This window comes from Floridaenema evergladense BLCC-F167 (genome assembly GCF_041929205.2).
GTDB lineage: Bacteria > Cyanobacteriota > Cyanobacteriia > Cyanobacteriales > Aerosakkonemataceae > Floridanema > Floridanema evergladense.
Window position 1 is genome coordinate 4,833,724 of the sequence record NZ_CM171625.1, and the last position, 17,493, is coordinate 4,851,216.

Consider the following 17,493-nt stretch of genomic DNA (forward strand, 5'->3'; position numbering starts at 1 on the left):
GAAAATGGGTTTTCTTTTTATTTACTCACCTTGAGACAGGTGTAAAAATGGTTGACGATCGCTAATCTTCCATTAAATAAACTCACATTAAGTTCCCACAAAGTTAGTAACTCAACAGTGGGAAAATTCTGTTTACAAATATTATTTTACTCCCATGTTAAATTTAAAAAAACTCTCTTTAACTACTGCTAGTAGTTCGTTAATCTTTTTCGCCACCACTCTTTCTGCTGGCGCAGCTTCCTTTTATTCCATTACTGAATTACCTTTCACTCCCTCAGATATTAATGATAATGGTCAAATAGTGGGACAAAACTATTTATGGACTAATGGAACTCTCATAGATTTTCATAGCTTAATTAGTAAAACTGATTTTTATAACCTAATCTATGAACTATTTAGTAAAACCGATTATCCTAATTTTTTTCCTGAAGCAGAGATCGATCGACTAATTCGTAATATTAGTGAAAATCCCGGAATTATTAAACTGACTGCCATTAATAATCAAGGTAAAATAGTTGGTTATTGGGGAGATAATATAATAGGGGAACAGGCTTTTGTTTCCGATGGTACTAGCAATATTAGAAAAATAGATACACCTCCAGTTAACTTTTGTACAAGTAGTGGAACTCTTTGCAATTATTCAATTCCCTATGATATAAATGATGCTGGACAAATTGCTTTAGCTGGATTGCCAATTCCTCAATCGTTGCGTTATGGCGCTAATGGTTTATTGAGGAATGTTGACGGTACATTTACCAATTTGCGTTCTAGTAGGTATATTCCTAGAATGGCACTTAACAATTCTGGTCAAGTAATTGAAGATTTTGCTGGTGCAGGTACTACAAACACTTACTTTTACAACAATGGTAGATTTACTTCATTATATTCTACAGAATTTACTAAAAACTATACATCTTTTATCTCATTACAAATTTCATCTTCATCTATTAACGATCGAGGTCAAGTAGTTGGTTCAGGAAGTATGATTTATAACCAACAAGATATTTATTCTTCGGTTTCCATCATACATGGGCTGTTGTGGAATGACCCAGAACAAAATCCAGTCGGGACTGATTTAGGCACTCTTGGAGATAATTACAGCAAGGCAAATAGTATTAATAACTTAGGTCAAATAGTAGGTGCTTCCGGTTCTAAATCCAATTTAACGTCTGCTGTTATTTGGGAAGAAAATAGTATATACAATCTCAACAACTTTATCGATCCTAATTTAGGTTGGCAACTAACTTCTGCCTTAAAAATTAATAATAAAGGACAAATAGTTGGCAATGGTTATCTCAATGGTAAATTCGCTAGTTTTCTACTAACACCCGATTCTAAATCTGTCCCTGAACCTACTTTTACTTTTAGCTTATTAAGTTTTGCTGCTTTTGGCCTTGGTTGGCAAATGAAACGCCAACTTAGCAAGAAAAAATCAGATCATCTGATATCTTAATAATAAACACTTCTACTAAAGGCAGTTGCAATCATGGCGTTAACACCTTCAACAATGTTGGCATTGGATACTAAAGCACCCGATTTTCAACTACCAGATGTAGTATCCAATGAGAAAATTTCCCTGGCAACCTTCGCTGACAAGGAAGCATTATTAGTGATGTTTATTTGTCGCCATTGTCCTTTCGTCAAACATATTAAAGATGAATTGGCACAATTAGGGAAAGATTACAAAAATCAGAGTTTGGGAATAGTTGCTATCAGTGCTAATGATGCCAAAAATTACCCTAATGATGCACCGGAAAAACTCAAAGAAATGGCTTTAGAACTTGGGTTTACTTTTCCTTTCTGTTATGATGAAACTCAGGAAGTTGCTAAAGCATATACTGCCGCTTGTACTCCTGACTTTTTCCTCTTCGATCGCAATAGACAATTAGTTTATCGCGGTCAATTGGATGATAGTCGCCCTAGTAACGGAATTCCTGTGACAGGTAAAGATTTACGTGCTGCTGTGGATGCAGTATTAAATAATCAACCTGTCAATCAAGAGCAAAAACCCAGCGTCGGTTGTAATATTAAGTGGAAAGCTGGTAACGCGCCAAGTTACTAAAGCTAATCATTAGGTTATTATATTGAGTTATGTAAAACCCGTTTTTTTCCAGACGGGTTTCTTGCTGTTTCAGGAAGCACCGAAAGTATAAAATAGTATCAATCAGGGTAACTATCTTCCCTCAGATAATTGATTTGCAGAGGAACTGGTATGAGATTTCCACATATATTGATGTTTATTATGATAGTCCTTGGCGCGATCGCAGGTTCTACTTTAGCAACTATTGCCTATTTAAATGATAGACAATCTGCATTAAAAACTCAAATTTTCTCTGCAAAATCATGGGAAAATAACTCTTTACCAAAAGATTTAAATTTGCAAAAATCAGGTAGTTCTAGTCAAAATAAAAATACCTTAGTTAATAATCCTCTATCTAGCAAAATAGATTTTTCCCTATTTCGGCAATCTCTTTTAAGTGCAGTCAAGCGTCACGATGAAACTTTTATTCGTGCCCTTGTGATTCCGCAAACTCAATCGAACTTAGGTCAACCATTAAGGTTAGAAAACTATGATTTAGAAGATAAAAATTCTCCTTTCTGGCAACAAATGGAAAAAGTTGTTAACGCTGGCTGTTCGTTGGAAGTTACTATTAGAATAACTCAGCAAGAAACCGAAAACGAAATTTGGGTTTGTCCCAAAACTTTCGGTAAACCAATTTATGATTCTGATTGGCAAACTCAAGTTGCAGTTATTACCGATCGCGTCAACATTCGTGCAGAAGCTAAAATTAATTCACCCATAATAGCAATAGTTTCTAAAGAATTACTCCAATTTGATTCGGAAACTTACCAAAATTTATCAGAAGCAGAACGAGAACTAGTCAACCAATTTGATGGGTGGACTCCAGTGATTTTTAGAAATAATAAAAAAGGTTGGGTACAAAATCAGTTTGTTTATTATGAACCAAGAGATTATCGTCTTAGTTTTGCCCGGTTTAATGGACAATGGCGATTACGTTATTTATCAGTAGGACAAAGAGATTAGAAAATTTTAAAATAAAAGTGTGAGAACGCGATCGCGCATTTGACACAAACATAGTCAGCTAATAAACTATATAATACTTCAAGTTGTTTGGTAAATTACTATGAGTTACTGTCTAAACCCTAATTGTTCGCATCCGCAAAACTCCGAAACTACAAACTTTTGTGTTACCTGCGGTGCAAAACTCTTGCTAAGAGAACGTTATCGAGCAATTAAACCTATTGGTCAAGGAGGTTTCGGAAGAACATTTTTAGCGATCGATGAAGATAAACCTTCCAAACCTAGTTGTGTAATTAAACAATTTTTTCCTTTAGCCCAAGGCACAAATAATTCCCAAAAAGCCGCAGAATTATTCAATCAAGAAGCAGTACAATTGGATGAATTAGGTAAACATCTTCAAATTCCAGAACTACTAGCTTACTTCACTCAAGATAATCGCCAATATTTAATTCAACAATTTATTGATGGACAAACTTTATCTCAAGAATTAATCCACAAAGGTACTTTTAATGAAGTACAAATTCGTCAATTGTTAAATGATTTATTGCCTATCTTGGAATTTGTTCATAGTCACGGAGTAATTCATCGTGATGTTAAGCCGGATAATATTATTAGGAGAACTAGCGATAACAAGTTGTTTTTAGTAGATTTTGGTGCAGCTAAAGCTAATGTTAATAGCAATTTACAAAAAACTGGAACTAGTATTGGTAGCCCGCAATATGTAGCACCAGAACAGTATCGTGGTAAAGCCGTTTTCTCCAGCGATATTTATAGTTTAGGTGCCACTTGTATTCATTTGTTAACAGCAATGTCACCTTTTGACCTATATAATTTGGAAGAAGATACCTGGATTTGGCAGCAATTTTTGCCACATCCAATTAGCAATTCCATGTCTAGAATTTTAGATAAAATGCTAGAAATTGCTATCAATAAACGTTATCAATCAGCCGCCGAAGTTCTCAAAGATTTAAACTCACCAGTTTCAGGAACACCCAGCCAACCTCCGGCAAAAAATCCTTTACCTTCACCTCCTATTAATACAAAAAACAATTCAGCAAAAAGTCAAGTCGATCGCGAATTAGAAGAACTGCGATCGCAATTTCTAGGAACCGGAAAACTAAAAAACCAGATCGACCTAGATTTAGAGGAAGTCAAATCTCAGTTTGACCCTAAAACACCCAAAAATCAATCTGGTTCTTAAGGGATTAATTACGATTAACTTTCATCTTAAACTTCTAATTTTTGAAGTAGTAATTGCTGAAGTATTAGTCAATACATCAAAAACAGGTGTTTGATTGAGACTAGTAATATCAACTGGATTCTCTAACACCATTTTCCAAGCTTTTTCTTTAATTGCTTTCAGTACTAATCTAATTACCCAAGAGGAGATTTGAGGATTTTCATCTATTTCTGTAATTAAAGCTTCTATATCGTTGATTACAGCCGCCATTGGTAAATTGATATCTTTTTGCATAGTTAATTGCTCGCTTCGTTGCTGATCCTTAGTTTCAAAATAAAAAATTTATTTGCTTTTTTCTGAACGCGATGTGTCACTCTTTGGTTTGACTGAATAGCAAGCTGGCTTTACTCTTAGCTAGAGTTTCTGCAAATAGCAGGAATTGTAACCTTGTATAGAAATAATAATTGCTTTTTGCTGGTTTGGGCGATCGCACCTCGAAGTAGACAATTTATAAACTGTCACACTTTCCCTAGAAAGATAAAGCCAAGTAATTGCCTTATTACCTAAATTTTCACCCATAATCCTTTGAATTTCGCAACAATTGACCCAAAGTAAACACTTAATTATCCCAATTCATAGCCTATGATGGTCTTAAATTTAGCTTCAACTTGGATTTAGCAATCAGGATGTGGCAATTACTAAACAAAAATCGATTAGCTTCTCTAATCCAAAATCTGCTAAGACACCAAGCACAGACTCAGGTGGAAGCAGCTGATTACCAAAAATGGCGACGAAAGTTTCTCTACAAGCGGTTGCAGTTAAATTTGCAACTTGCTTTAATCGGATTGTTAACTTTTATTGCCTTAGAAATTAGAGATTTTTTCTTTAGTCGGGAATACTTTGAAGCTTTAATTCTCGTAATTTATATAATCGAGGAATTAAGCTTGTTAGTTTGTTTTATCCTACTAAAAACTAAATTTTTTCAGCGCTATCCTAGCGTAATTTTTCTTATTTTTGCTTGGTCTGTCACCTTAATTCCAATAATAATAAATACTGTTTTTGCAGGTAAAATCGAAGCCGATATTTTGGGATGGCCTTTAACTTTTTTTGGCATGGCTACCTTAATTCCTGTGTATTGGCAGTTGCATTTGACAACCCAATTGGGAGTTTTTATTTACTATGTGGGGATTCAGTTTGTTTTAGACAAAGCTGCTACAATGCCTACAACTTGGATGAATAATTCCTTATTATTTTTGTATATGTTTTGGGTTTGTTTTGTTTGCGATTTGTCAGTTTATTTATATGAACGGTTGCAGCGTTCCGAGTTTAGAACTCGTTATCAAATGGAACTAGCTTATCAGCAACTAGCAATTGAGCAAGAACAATCAGAACGTTTATTACTCAATATTTTACCCCAATCGATCGCACACCGTCTCAAACAATCTACTGGAACCTTAGCCGAACATTTTAGCGAAGCTTCAGTTTTATTTGCTGATATCGTTGGTTTTACTGAGTTATCAGCAAAAATTCCCCCTACAGAAATGGTGGAATTACTTAATAAAATTTTCTCACTGTTTGACCAATTAGCTGAAAAACATGATTTAGAAAAAATTAAAACTATTGGTGATGCTTACATGGTAGTTTCTGGATTACCAACGCCTCGGCAAGATCATGCAATTGCGATCGCAAATATGGCTTTAGATATGCAGCAAGAATTAGCCAAATTTAATACTGAAAACAATCAAAAATTTCAAATTAGAATTGGCATTAATACAGGCCCGGTAGTTGCCGGAGTAATTGGTTTGAAAAAGTTTATTTATGACCTCTGGGGAGACACAGTAAATATTGCTAGTCGCATGGAATCTCACGGCATACCAGGCAGCATTCAAGTTACCAGCGAAACTTATGAATTACTAAAAAATCATTACGTTTTCGTAGAACGGGGAATCATTCATGTCAAAGGTAGAGGAAACATGAAAACATACTTACTAAAAAGTAAAATTTCCGAAACAACAATTTTGCAAAATTAATTCGATCGATAACAAATAATAAAGTAGAATATAAACAACCATAAGCTACTCCTTGTCAAATAGAAAACCTTGGCTTACGACAACACCTGCAAGTACATCGCCTCTCAAAATCCTGCCAGCTTTGTTCGCTGGTTATTACCCAATGAGAAATTCACCAAGGTCGAAATCCTTAAAACCGAATTACCTGCTGAACCAATCAGAGCCGATTCATTAATTTTACTACAATTCGGTAACACTATCCTGCATCTAGAATTTGAAAAATTACCTTATTCAGATCCACCAATTCCCGAACGAATGCTCAACTATTGGGTGCGCCTCTATGGAAAATATAGATGTAGAATAGAGCAGGTAGTAATTTTCCTAGAACCGACCAATTCACCCTTAGTTTTCATAAACCGATTTGAAGAAGCAAACACAATTCATTCCTATCGAATAATGAGATTATGGGAAGAAGAGTCGGAACTATTTTTAGGAGAACCAACTTTACTACCCTTAGCACCTTTAACTCGCAGCAATTCACCAATAGAATTGTTACAGGAAGTATCACAAAGGATAAAATTAATAGAAGACCCAACACAGCGAAAAGAAATATTAGCTTGCACCGCATTAATGGCAGGATTACTGTATAAACCAAATCTGATAAGTCAGTTATTTCGGGAGGATAATATGGAAGAATCTTCATTTTACAAACACATAATTGAAAAAGGCGTACAGCGAGGTTTACAACAGGGTTTACAACAGGGTTTACAACAGGGTTTACAACAGGGTTTACAACAGGGTTTACAACAGGGTTTAGAACAAGGACAAAAACAGCACGCACTTCTGCAAACTCTGCGTTTGCTTAGGCGGAGAGTAGGAGAAATTCCAGTTAGTACAGAAGACAGAATTTGTATTTTATCTCTTTCTCAATTGGAGGAATTAGCGGAAGCGTTGTTGGATTTTACATCGCCAGCAGATTTAACTACTTGGTTGCAGAATTTAAAGTAAATTTTTGGGTTGGAGAATGAAATAAATTTAGCTAAGATGCGATCGCACAATCTAAAACAACTTAGTTTGATGAAGGGTGAAAGTGCGATCGTCACAGCCATGTCGAAAATAATCCCGATTTTTCCCTAACTTTATCGCCAGCAAGTATAATCTAATTTTATTACGATTTGGCAACACAATCTTACACTAGGTTTTTAACTTATTATGCCTCATTTTTGGCTGAGAGTTCATTCTGGAATTTCCTCTAAAACTTTATTTTATTTTTTGAAAATAGAAAAGCTTAAGAAAAAACTATGAGATTTTGTAAAATTTGATTCATTTTATAAAACTAATATAAATTAAAATCAGTAAAATCAATTAAATTGATAAAAAACTAAATCAAGGTATGATGTAGCTACACATTATTAAAACTTGGATTAAGTTGAGAGAAGATAAAAATTAACGGAAACTAAGAGGATATAATAGTTAGTTTGTAAGTAACACTAAGTTATGCAGTACCTAAAAGTAGAAATTACAATTCTTTCTCAGGTGTAATCATGGTGGATTGTATATCCATAGTACATAAGTTATCGAGTGAATTAAACTGCGGAAAACAGTTAGTCAATACAGAGATTAACGAATCCTATAAGAGGAGTGTAATCTTGCAAAAAGTAATTGCGCGGATTTGGAACGCTTCCGAAATAGGAATACAAAATTGTGCGCCTATAGAAGTAGCATTAGAAGAGATTGCCAAGTTATTAAATGTAGAACGTTGTAGTTTTTTTTGGTATTTGGTAGATAGTAAAAAAATTAAAGTAACTTGCGAGTGGTTAGTTGAGCAACAAAATTTAGTGTTAGGGGAAGATTGTTCGTTAGAAATATTTAGTGATGCGAGGCATAGTTTAGAACAAATTGCGTTGGAAGTTAGCAATGACTTAATTTTTATAAAGTATAAAACTGAGGCAATATTGGCATCTTTCGAGACGATCGCCCAAATGCTAACACAACCAAGCTATTCAGAAAAGCCAGGTTTTGAGCAGTTAATAATTCCTATTTATCGGGATACCACAAGGGAAACCTATCAGGAAGATGCGATCGGATTAATTGCTTGCTATGGTTATGAACTGGGTAAATGGAATGTAGATGAGCTTGATTTTATCCAGTTAATTGTTCAACAACTATCTATTGCGATTTGCCAATCCCAAATTTACGATCGCAGTCAGAGGCAAGCGCAAAGAGAGAAACTAATTAATCAAATTAATAGCCAAACTAGGCAAAGTTTGGAGTTGGAAACGATTTTAAATTCTGCGATCGCGCAGTTGTTAGAGGCGTTAGAAGTCGATCGTTGTTTAGTGCATTTAGTAGAAACAGTCAGCAGCGCAAAATCGGAAGCTAAACAGAATGTATCATTAGAAGCAGATAGCCAAGCAAAAAGCTTTTGGGAAACAGCACATCAAATAGCATATCGTCGCCAGCATTTATACGAAGTGCATCGCGAACCTTTTGCAGCTTCGCTAACTGATTTTGACACCCAAGGGCCGATTACTCAATGGGTAATTCAACATCGACAATCAGTGGTAATTAATGATATTACTCAGGATTTGAGAATTGGGGAAAAAAATGAGGAATACCAAAAAGCGGCGATTAAATCTTCTTTAGTCGTTCCCGTACAAGCGAACAATGTATTGCACGCAATTCTTTATCTTAATCAATGCGCTTATAATCGCTATTGGTCAAAAAGTGATTTAGAATTAGCAGAAGCAGTGGCGAATCAATTAGCTATTGCGATTCATCAAGCTTGTTTATATGCTCAAAGTCGGGCGACGATGGAGCGAGAATCTTTATTAAGAGTAATTAGTAATCAAATTCGTCGCACTTTAGATTTAAGAACAATTTTACAAACAACTGTCAAGGAAGTACATAAATTTTTAGCTACCGATCGAGTAGCAATCCATCAGTTTACAGAGGGAACGCAAGGTGAGTTACTTGTGCAAGAAACTAAGGAAAATTGCTCATGTATTATGCAAGAAATGAGCCGTAATAGTTGTTTTTTGAGTAAGTATTCTTACCCGTATCAAGGAGAAGTAGTACAGATAATTAATGATGTATCTAATGCGAATATTAGCGATCGCCATTTAGTATTTTTACAGCAGTTACAGGTGCAAGCTAGTTTAGTTGTACCGATTATTAGAAATGAGGAAACGGGAGAAGAAAGCACAGAGAAAAAACCTCACAAACTCTGGGGATTGTTGATTGTTGAAGAGTGTAATCAACCGAGAGTTTGGCAAGATTCGGAAGTAGAATTATTGCAACAAATTAGTACACAGTTAGCGATCGCTATTCAACAAGCAGAACTTTACAAAAAAAGCCAAATAGCTGCTGCTAATGCTCAAAAGAAAGCCGCAGCTTTGCAACAAGCGTTGTACGATCTACAACAAGCGCAAACCCAACTAATTCAAACTGAAAAAATGTCTAGTTTAGGACAATTAGTAGCGGGTGTAGCCCATGAAATTAACAATCCGGTTAACTTTATTTATGGCAACTTAAGTTATATTAATAATTACAGCAAAGACTTACTAAAACTCATCAATCTTTACCAAAAAACATATCCCAATCCTAGCCCAGAAATTCAAGATTGCGAGGAAGAAATTGACTTAGAGTTTTTGATGCAGGATATGCCAAAAATTCTGTGTTCCATGAAAGTAGGTAGCGATCGCATTCGCCAAATCGTCTTAACTTTGCGGAATTTCTCGCGCATTGAACAAACAGAAATGAAGCCTGCTGACATTCACGAAGGCATTGAAAGCACTTTATTAATCTTGCAAAATCGGCTCAAAGCTAACGGTACGAATTCCCAAATTGAAGTAATTAAAGAATACGGAAAAATCCCTTTAGTAGAATGTTTTGCGGGGCAATTAAATCAAGTATTTATGAATATTATCAGCAACGCGATCGATGCTTTAGAAGATAAAAGAAGCAAAAGTCATTCTTCTCCTATCATTATAATTCGCACCGGATTTTTTGATGATAATTCTATTATTATCAGCATTACTGATAATGGCCCAGGCATACCCGAAAAAGCTAAAAAACGATTATTTGATGCTTTCTTCACCACTAAACCAGTAGGCAAAGGCACAGGTTTAGGCTTATCAATTAGCTACCAAATTGTAGTAGAAAAACACCAAGGAGCGCTATGGTGCGAGTCAAATATAGGAGAGGGTAGTAAATTTTTTATCAAGATTCCTATAGAACAGTCAAGGTAAATATTTAGAAATAAGTACGTAGTTGCGCTTTAGCACTATTACCACAATGATAGTAGCGCTGAAGCGCAACAACATACCGAATTTATTCGCCAGTAATTGAAAGTGCATCAACCCAAACTTTGGGGCACACTCCACTGGTAGTTAATTCTGCTTCTTTTTCTACAAAAATTATGGAATTTAAAAGTTGCAGAAAGTCTCCCGCGACAGTCGCCGCATCGATACTAATTAACTCGCCATTTTTGATTATCCAACCGTCAAAAGGCAGAGAAAAAGAACCTTGAACAGCTTTAACTCCCGCATGAAAAGCCTTTAATTCATCGATGTAAATTACATTATCCGCTGTTTCGATGCTTAATTCTCGATCGGGTTTAATTTCCGAAAAAACATGGAAAAAGTGCGGACTAACTGTTATTTTTGCGCCGATATTAGCATTACCTGTAGGTTGCGCGTTTAACCTTTTCGCAGTACCAGCACTGTGAATTAAACCAGTTAAAACCCCATTACTAATTAACGAAGTTTTACGAGTTGGTGTACCTTCATCATCAAAAGTTGTTGCTCCAACATTGCTAGGATGTAACGTATCATCGCAAAGAGAAATTAAAGGAGAAGCAATTTTTGTTCCCAAAGTTTCAGTAGTAGCAAGGCTTCGTTTGTCGAGGATATCTTGAGCATTAAAAATGTTAGAAAAAGCATATAATAAACTCAAGAAAGCTTCACCCGAAAAAACTACTTGATACTTACCAGTTTTGACTTTTTGATAATCTAAGTGACTGATAGTTTTTTTCGCCGCTTCTTGCAAGCAACCTTGAACATCTAATTTTTCCAAACTGCGGCTAATTCTAATTGCACCAGCACTACGAGGTTTTTTGCCTTCTTGCTCAGTTTTAGTACCGAGATAGATAGAAGAAATAGTGTGAGATTCGTTTCTTACTGCACCTTCACTGTTAACATAAAATCTATCTAAATCTCTTTGAGTTAAACCATTATCAGGCACGCTTGTAATTGCAGGATGAGCAGAAATTAACTCTTTTTCTGCTGTTAATAAAGTTTCAATGAGTTTATCTACGGGTGCTTGGGGTGCTTTTTGCTCGGATGAATGAGTAATGGGAATAGTTGCTTCTGGGCTAAAGTCGGGAATGTTTTCTTTGGCACCAAAAAAACTGGCTTCGTAAGCAGTTTTTAAAGCTAATTCAATACCCAAAGGATCGATATCTGTGGTACTAGTAACCCCTAAAGTTTGCTTGTCATTCCACACCCGAACCATAACACCAGAACGACTAGAAGCGTTAACTTGTTTCGGTTCTCCTTGATATACTTCTACGCTGGTTTTATCAACAGTAGAACCACAAATATCGAATTTTTTAATTCCCAATTTATGAGCGATTTCTTGAGCGTATCCGGCAATTTCTTGAGTACTTGGCACAATTTTCTCCCTGTTCAATTCACTTTACTAAATTTAAGATTTTAGATTTAATCTAAAATCTTAAATTACAAATCAAAAATTCTTTTAGCGTCCGCCAACGGTGATAGAATCAACCTTGATATGTGGTTGTCCAACTGTTACGTAAACGCTGCCACTGATGGAACCGCAAAAACCAGGAGATAGTGTTAAATCTCTGGAACTCATGGAGATTTTGTTCATAATTTCTTGAGCTTCACCAATGAGAACAGCACCTTTTAAAGGTTTGGTAATTTTGCCATTTTCAATCAGGTAAGCTTCATCAACTCCGAAGTTAAATTCGCCTGTTGAACCGACACTACCACCGCCCATTTTCTTACAGTAAATGCCTTTATCTACGGAAGCGAATAAGTCTTCTAGAGCATAATTTCCGGGAGCAATGTAAGTATTTCGCATCCGAGAAGCAGCAGCATAGGTGTAATTTTGTCTTCTTCCGCTTCCGGTTCTAGGATGTCCGGTTCGGATGGAACCTGCGCGATCGGCAATGAAGTTTTTCAAAGTGCCATTTTCGATCAATAATGTTCTTTGGGTAGGCATTCCTTCGTCGTCCATGTCGATCGTTCCGAAGGCATTTTGCGATCGACCTTCATCCCAAGCAGTTAAATTTTCGTGAGCAATCTTTTCGCCTTTCTTATCAATGAAAGGAGTAGTTTTGCGTTCAATTTGAGTTGTTTCCAGCAAATGTCCGCAAGCTTCATGAAAAATTACGCCACCAAAAGCATTTGCCATAATAATCGGATAAGTTCCCGATTCTACATAATCAGCATAAAGCATTTTTCCGGCTGATTCTGCTACTTCTTCCGAGTCAGATTCATAATTCCAATTCCGCAAAAAATTAGCATCTCCCGTATTACCTGAACGCTTACCAATTGAGGAACGATTAGCACCATCAGCACAGAAAAGATTGTAACCAACCGATTGAGTTAAACGAATATCACGGGCAAAAGTTCCATCACTTGCAGCGACTAAAACTTCTTGCCAATCTCGGAAATAAACGGCGCGACGAGATTGAATATGATTAGCTTTTTGTTTGAGTTTGGCGTTAGCATCAAGCAAAAATTCGCCCATTTCTTGCATTGAGCTAAATTGAGAATTCCAAGTATCTTTGTTATTTTTGGTGGCGTAGTCTCGGAGTAATTCTAAGTTAATTTCGGGGATGTAAGAATTAGGGGCGGGAAGAATTAATCCTTGAATGGAAAGTGCTTTTTCTAATGCTAATTTTAGTCCTGAAAATGATAGGTCATTGGTGCTAACATAGCAATCAGATTGTCCGCGAAAAACTCTCACACCTGCGCCTGTGGAAAGTTTAGGTGAGATGCTAGTAATACCGTCATCTTCTGCTAAACAGCTAATGTAATTGACTCGTTCTAAAAAGAATTCGATAAAATCTGCACCAGCAGCACGTCCCAATCCTAGCAATGTTGCTAAGGGTGCTTCCCAACTTTCATCGAAGCGATCGCGTGTGGGATTATATGACAAGCTGGGCAATTCTTTAGTTAAAAGTATCGAGGTTGCTAACATTGGTAATCTCGTTTTAGGGTGAGGCATCCTACTTTTAATCAGTGTAACAAATTTATTTTTTTTAGGAACCGCTCCAGACGCAGAGGACACAGATAGGAAGAGGAGAGTTTGAAATCTGCATTAATTACCTTCTATTTTTCCTTCTGCTTCATGGACTATTGCTCTTAGTTTATCTATTGTAGTGCGATCGACATTTCCCCACAAACCTCGCTGATTTGCTTCTAACAATCTTTCTGCCATATCTCGTAACGCCCAAGGGTTTTTTTGTTGAATAAATTCTTTGACTTCTGAGTTAAATAAATAATTTTCTGCTACTCCTTGATACATGAAATCTTCTACACAGTTTGCTGTCGCATCGTAAGCAAATAAATAATCAACTGTTGCGGACATTTCAAATGCACCTTTGTAACCGTGACGCATTACCCCAGCAATCCATTTTGGGTTAATTACGCGGGAACGATAAACTTTGGCAATTTCCGCTTTTAATTGTCTAACTTTTGGTTTTTCGGGAATGGAATTATCGCCGAAATAAGTTTGGGGATTTTTGCCAGTTAAGGCGCGAATTGATGCGGTTAAACCGCCTTGAAATTGATAGTAATCATCGGAATCTAATAAATCATGTTCTCGGTTATCTTGGTTATGTAATACTATTTGTATTTGGCGCAATCTTTCTGCAAAAGCTTCTGGTGCGGAGATCCCCCCTGACCCCCCTTGATAAGGGGGGGAATTTTTGTTAGAGCTAGTATAAGCGTAACTACTCCAGTTAATATAAGCACGAGCTAAATCTTGGTCATCTTGCCAATTTTGGGATTCAATTAAACCTTGTAAACCTGCGCCATAAGCACCGGGTTTGGAACCGAAAATGCGAAATTGCGATCGCATTTTTGCCTGTTCTTCACTCAACCCAGCATTTACCCAAACTTCCGTTTCTTGCTTAACTTTTGCCGCTAAAGGGTTATCTTCCGGCGATTCATTTAATCCTGCAACTGCGGTTACTGCTTGGTCAAATAAATCAATTAAATTCGGAAAAGCATCCCGGAAAAAACCGGAAATTCGCAAGGTAACATCAACGCGAGGACGACCTAAAATCGAGATTGGTAATATTTCAAAATCTACCACTCGTCGCGCCACACCATCCCAAATTGGACGCACTCCTAATAATGCTAAAGCTTCTGCTAAATCATCGCCACCCGTTCGCATTGTGGAAGTTCCCCAAATAGATAAACCCAAAGTTTTCGGATATTCTCCATTTTCTTGAGTGTATCTTTCAATTAATACTTCTGCCGCTTTTCTACCAATATCCCAAGCGGTTTCTGTGGGAATGGCGCGAATATCAACTGAGTAAAAGTTGCGTCCAGTTGGTAATACTTCGGGGCGACCTCTTGTAGGTGCGCCTGAAGGTGCGGGAGGGACAAATTTTCCATCTAAACCTTGCAATAAGTTAGTGATTTCCTGTTGAGTTTTTTGTAACGCAGGAAGTAGATAATCACCGATCCAAGTTAACTCTTTTTCGGTAATTTCTCCTCGATTATTGGTCATTTTTTCTTGATTTTCGATTAACTTTTCTACCAATTTAGCGGCGTGTTCTTCCAAAACTTCCACCACATCACCCACAGTTCGACATTCTCTACCATTGACAAATGACGAATGACTAATAACCAATGACAAATCATCTGTTAAAGGGTCAATATCCAAACCGCAATCTTTAGCAATGGCGCGAGTTAACCCGATTCTATTACTACCAGGATGTCTCGCAATAGCAACGATTAAATCTCTTAATTGTCGCCCTTGAGGACATTGCCCAAAAATATGTAAACCGTCCCGAATTTGCGCCTCTTTCAATGTACATAAATAACCGTCAATTTGCGGAATTATTGATGTTAATTCCCCAGTCCCCAGGCTTCGACGTGAGCGCTCAGCCGAACGTCCCCAGTCCCCAGTCCCCAAATCTAAATGCAAATTCTCTTCTAATATTAGCTGGGAAATCCGATCGCAAATCCTCCCCAACCGAGAAGGATCTAAATTTTGCGCCTCATAATATTCATCAATTAAATTTTCTAATTTATGCAAATTTCCATATAATTCTGCCCTCGTCATTGGCGGCGTTAAATGGTCAATTATCACCGCTTGGGCGCGACGTTTTGCTTGCGAACCTTCACCTGGATCGTTAACAATAAAAGGGTAAAAATGGGGAATTGCACCTAGCGCTACTTCGGGATAACAATTACTCGAAAGGGCAATACTTTTACCAGGCAACCATTCCAAATTACCATGTTTTCCGACGTGAACGATCGCATCTGCCTCAAAATACTTTCTCACCCAATAATAAAACGCCAAATAATCATGAGTGGGTTCTAAATCTGGCGCATGATAATTTAAACTTGGGTCACTATCATAACCCCGACTCGGTTGAATTCCCACAAAAATATTACCTAATTGAATTCCCGGAATAGCAAAATCTTTAACCTCAGCAATTCCCCATCTTTCAATTATGCTTTGTTGCACTGATAAAGGCAGATTCGCAAAATATTCTTGGTATTCTGTTAAAGATAGCACTTGGTTGGGCGATCGCAACTCCTTTCCTTCCAAATCATTCGTAATTCCCGCAGTTAATCTATTAATTAAATCATCTCCAGTTTCCGGCAAATTTCCCACCACATAACCAGCATTTTCTAAAGCTTTCAGAATTTCCACGCAACTAGCAGGCGTATCCAATCCCACACCATTTGCTAACTTTCCATCACGGGTGGGATAGTTAGCTAAAATTAAAGCAATCTTGCGTTCAACCGGAGTTTTTTGCCGCAACTTTACCCAACTCGCTGCTAAGTCAGCAACAAAATTAATCCTGTCTAAATTGGGTTGATATCCAACTATATCTGTTTCTAAACTAGGATGTTTAGACTGTACCGCTTTAAAAGAAACTACCCGACTAATAACTCTTCCATCTACTTCTGGTAATGCTACATTCATCGCCATATCTCTAGGCGAAAGTCCCTGAAAACCCGATTCCCATTGTTCCTCAGTTCCCCCACTAAAAATTACTTGTAAAACCGGAACATCTGAGAAATTTGCAGTTAATTCCAAGTTGTTAATTGTCCGCTCAAAATTATTAACTGAAAAGCTAGTAGTATTGAGTAAAACTTGAATTGATTCACCATCTTTTGAATGAAAATATTCCTCTAACTCAGCTTGCACATCGGGATCTCGTAAAGAAGACACAAAAACTGGCACCGGGTCTAAATTTTTTGTCACTAAAACATTACATAAAGCATCAATAGGGGCGGTATTTCCTGCTAAATAATGAGCGCGGTAAAATAAAATACCAACTTTAGGAAATAAATTTAAGTATTTGTACGCTAGTTCTGATTTTTCTGATTGCCAAAGATAAACCCCGACTCGCGGAACTTCCTGCGGAGGTGGTGGGCTATAATTTGTTTCCCAGCAAATATCGACAACGAATTTTAAAGCATTGACAAAGTTATTTACACCACCTTCATTGAAGTAGCGCCATAGCTGATTTACCCCTACCAAGGAAATATTAGAATGACTAATTAAATCTGGGTCTGGGCGATCGTCCCCTGGCATTATAATGAGTTTTGCCTTTGTTTGTTGTACCGTTTCCCGCACCACTTCTAAACCATAAGACCAGTAAGAACGTCCTCCAAGTAAGCGAATGATGATAATCTGAGCTTTTGCTAATACTTGAGTGGCGTAAGTATCAATACTTAGTTGTTGCTGTAATTGTAAAAGATTGACGACTCGCAGTTCAGGAAATCCTTCTGGTAGTTTGCCCACAGCCGCTGCTAAAGTTTGAATATCTGTATCCGCAGCTGTTATGAATACAATAGGAGCAGGGGTTTGTTCAATGAAAATGACTCCTTCTTCTTGAAAATTCCATCCTCCGGGAGTAGCAGCTATGCGATGCACAATTTTACCTCAATGATTACGGTTTTTTATTAGGTTTCGGTTATACATTAGTTAAGGGAACGGCTTATACTTGCTTCAGTCGTGGTAAAAATGATCTATTTTAT

General features: G+C 36.9%; 12 protein-coding genes. 7 read left to right on the top strand and 5 right to left on the bottom strand.

Annotated elements, in window-relative coordinates; genetic code table 11:
* Window positions 1-154 precede the first annotated feature (154 nt).
* From ACE1CA_RS23650 to ACE1CA_RS23665, 4 genes are all read left to right on the top strand, one after another.
* Entirely contained in the window at window positions 155-1,453 is a 1,299-nt protein-coding gene (locus ACE1CA_RS23650) for a hypothetical protein (protein ID WP_413276702.1), read from the top strand.
* A 33-nt stretch (window positions 1,454-1,486) separates the two neighbouring features.
* Entirely contained in the window at window positions 1,487-2,062 is a 576-nt protein-coding gene (locus ACE1CA_RS23655) for a thioredoxin family protein (RefSeq protein ID WP_413276703.1), read from the top strand.
* Between the two features lie 150 nt (window positions 2,063-2,212).
* Window positions 2,213-3,046 carry an SH3 domain-containing protein gene (locus ACE1CA_RS23660; RefSeq protein WP_413276704.1) on the top strand — a complete coding sequence of 278 codons (834 nt, stop codon included), beginning with the start codon at window positions 2,213-2,215 and terminating at the stop codon, window positions 3,044-3,046.
* A 100-nt stretch (window positions 3,047-3,146) separates the two neighbouring features.
* Window positions 3,147-4,244: a protein kinase domain-containing protein gene (locus tag ACE1CA_RS23665; RefSeq protein ID WP_413276705.1), complete on the top strand. Its 1,098-nt coding sequence runs from the start codon at window positions 3,147-3,149 to the stop codon at window positions 4,242-4,244.
* 21 nt (window positions 4,245-4,265) lie between these two features.
* Here the strand turns inward: ACE1CA_RS23665 and ACE1CA_RS23670 are convergent, their stop codons facing one another.
* Window positions 4,266-4,517: a hypothetical protein gene (locus ACE1CA_RS23670; protein ID WP_413276706.1), complete on the bottom strand. Its 252-nt coding sequence runs from the start codon at window positions 4,515-4,517 to the stop codon at window positions 4,266-4,268.
* Between the two features lie 120 nt (window positions 4,518-4,637).
* Window positions 4,638-4,802, bottom strand: coding sequence for a hypothetical protein (locus ACE1CA_RS23675; RefSeq protein ID WP_413276707.1), 165 nt, complete (start codon window positions 4,800-4,802; stop codon window positions 4,638-4,640).
* Between the two features lie 107 nt (window positions 4,803-4,909).
* On the opposite strand from ACE1CA_RS23675, the gene ACE1CA_RS23680 reads away from it, so the two are divergent.
* The 3 genes from ACE1CA_RS23680 (at window position 4,910) to ACE1CA_RS23690 (ending at window position 10,482) form a co-directional block, all read left to right on the top strand.
* Complete coding sequence (locus tag ACE1CA_RS23680) at window positions 4,910-6,253, top strand: adenylate/guanylate cyclase domain-containing protein (protein ID WP_413276708.1); 1,344 nt, start codon at window positions 4,910-4,912, stop codon at window positions 6,251-6,253.
* A 69-nt stretch (window positions 6,254-6,322) separates the two neighbouring features.
* Window positions 6,323-7,240, top strand: a complete 918-nt coding sequence (locus tag ACE1CA_RS23685) for a DUF4351 domain-containing protein (RefSeq protein ID WP_486517505.1) — start codon at window positions 6,323-6,325, stop codon at window positions 7,238-7,240.
* Between the two features lie 641 nt (window positions 7,241-7,881).
* A complete protein-coding gene (locus tag ACE1CA_RS23690) occupies window positions 7,882-10,482 on the top strand; it encodes a GAF domain-containing sensor histidine kinase (RefSeq protein ID WP_413276710.1) in 2,601 nt (866 codons plus the stop codon).
* An 82-nt stretch (window positions 10,483-10,564) separates the two neighbouring features.
* On the opposite strand, the gene ACE1CA_RS23695 is transcribed toward ACE1CA_RS23690, so the two are convergent.
* The 3 genes from ACE1CA_RS23695 to cobN form a co-directional block, all read right to left on the bottom strand.
* On the bottom strand, window positions 10,565-11,905 hold the full coding sequence (locus ACE1CA_RS23695) for a TldD/PmbA family protein (RefSeq protein WP_413276711.1): 1,341 nt from the start codon (window positions 11,903-11,905) through the stop codon (window positions 10,565-10,567).
* Between the two features lie 84 nt (window positions 11,906-11,989).
* Window positions 11,990-13,462 (bottom strand): TldD/PmbA family protein, encoded by a 1,473-nt coding sequence (locus ACE1CA_RS23700; RefSeq protein ID WP_413276712.1) that lies wholly within the window; start codon window positions 13,460-13,462, stop codon window positions 11,990-11,992.
* A 120-nt stretch (window positions 13,463-13,582) separates the two neighbouring features.
* Window positions 13,583-17,389 carry a cobaltochelatase subunit CobN gene (gene cobN, locus ACE1CA_RS23705; protein WP_413276713.1) on the bottom strand — a complete coding sequence of 1,269 codons (3,807 nt, stop codon included), beginning with the start codon at window positions 17,387-17,389 and terminating at the stop codon, window positions 13,583-13,585.
* Window positions 17,390-17,493 lie beyond the last annotated feature (104 nt).

Coding starts and splice junctions, on each gene's coding strand:
- ACE1CA_RS23665 (WP_413276705.1), top strand. CDS start 3,147: ATGAGTTACTGTCTAAACCCTAATTGTTCGCATCCGCAAAACTCCGAA.
- ACE1CA_RS23675 (WP_413276707.1), bottom strand. CDS start 4,802: ATGGGTGAAAATTTAGGTAATAAGGCAATTACTTGGCTTTATCTTTCT.
- ACE1CA_RS23660 (WP_413276704.1), top strand. CDS start 2,213: ATGAGATTTCCACATATATTGATGTTTATTATGATAGTCCTTGGCGCG.
- ACE1CA_RS23650 (WP_413276702.1), top strand. CDS start 155: ATGTTAAATTTAAAAAAACTCTCTTTAACTACTGCTAGTAGTTCGTTA.
- ACE1CA_RS23680 (WP_413276708.1), top strand. CDS start 4,910: ATGTGGCAATTACTAAACAAAAATCGATTAGCTTCTCTAATCCAAAAT.
- ACE1CA_RS23670 (WP_413276706.1), bottom strand. CDS start 4,517: ATGCAAAAAGATATCAATTTACCAATGGCGGCTGTAATCAACGATATA.
- ACE1CA_RS23655 (WP_413276703.1), top strand. CDS start 1,487: ATGGCGTTAACACCTTCAACAATGTTGGCATTGGATACTAAAGCACCC.
- ACE1CA_RS23700 (WP_413276712.1), bottom strand. CDS start 13,462: ATGTTAGCAACCTCGATACTTTTAACTAAAGAATTGCCCAGCTTGTCA.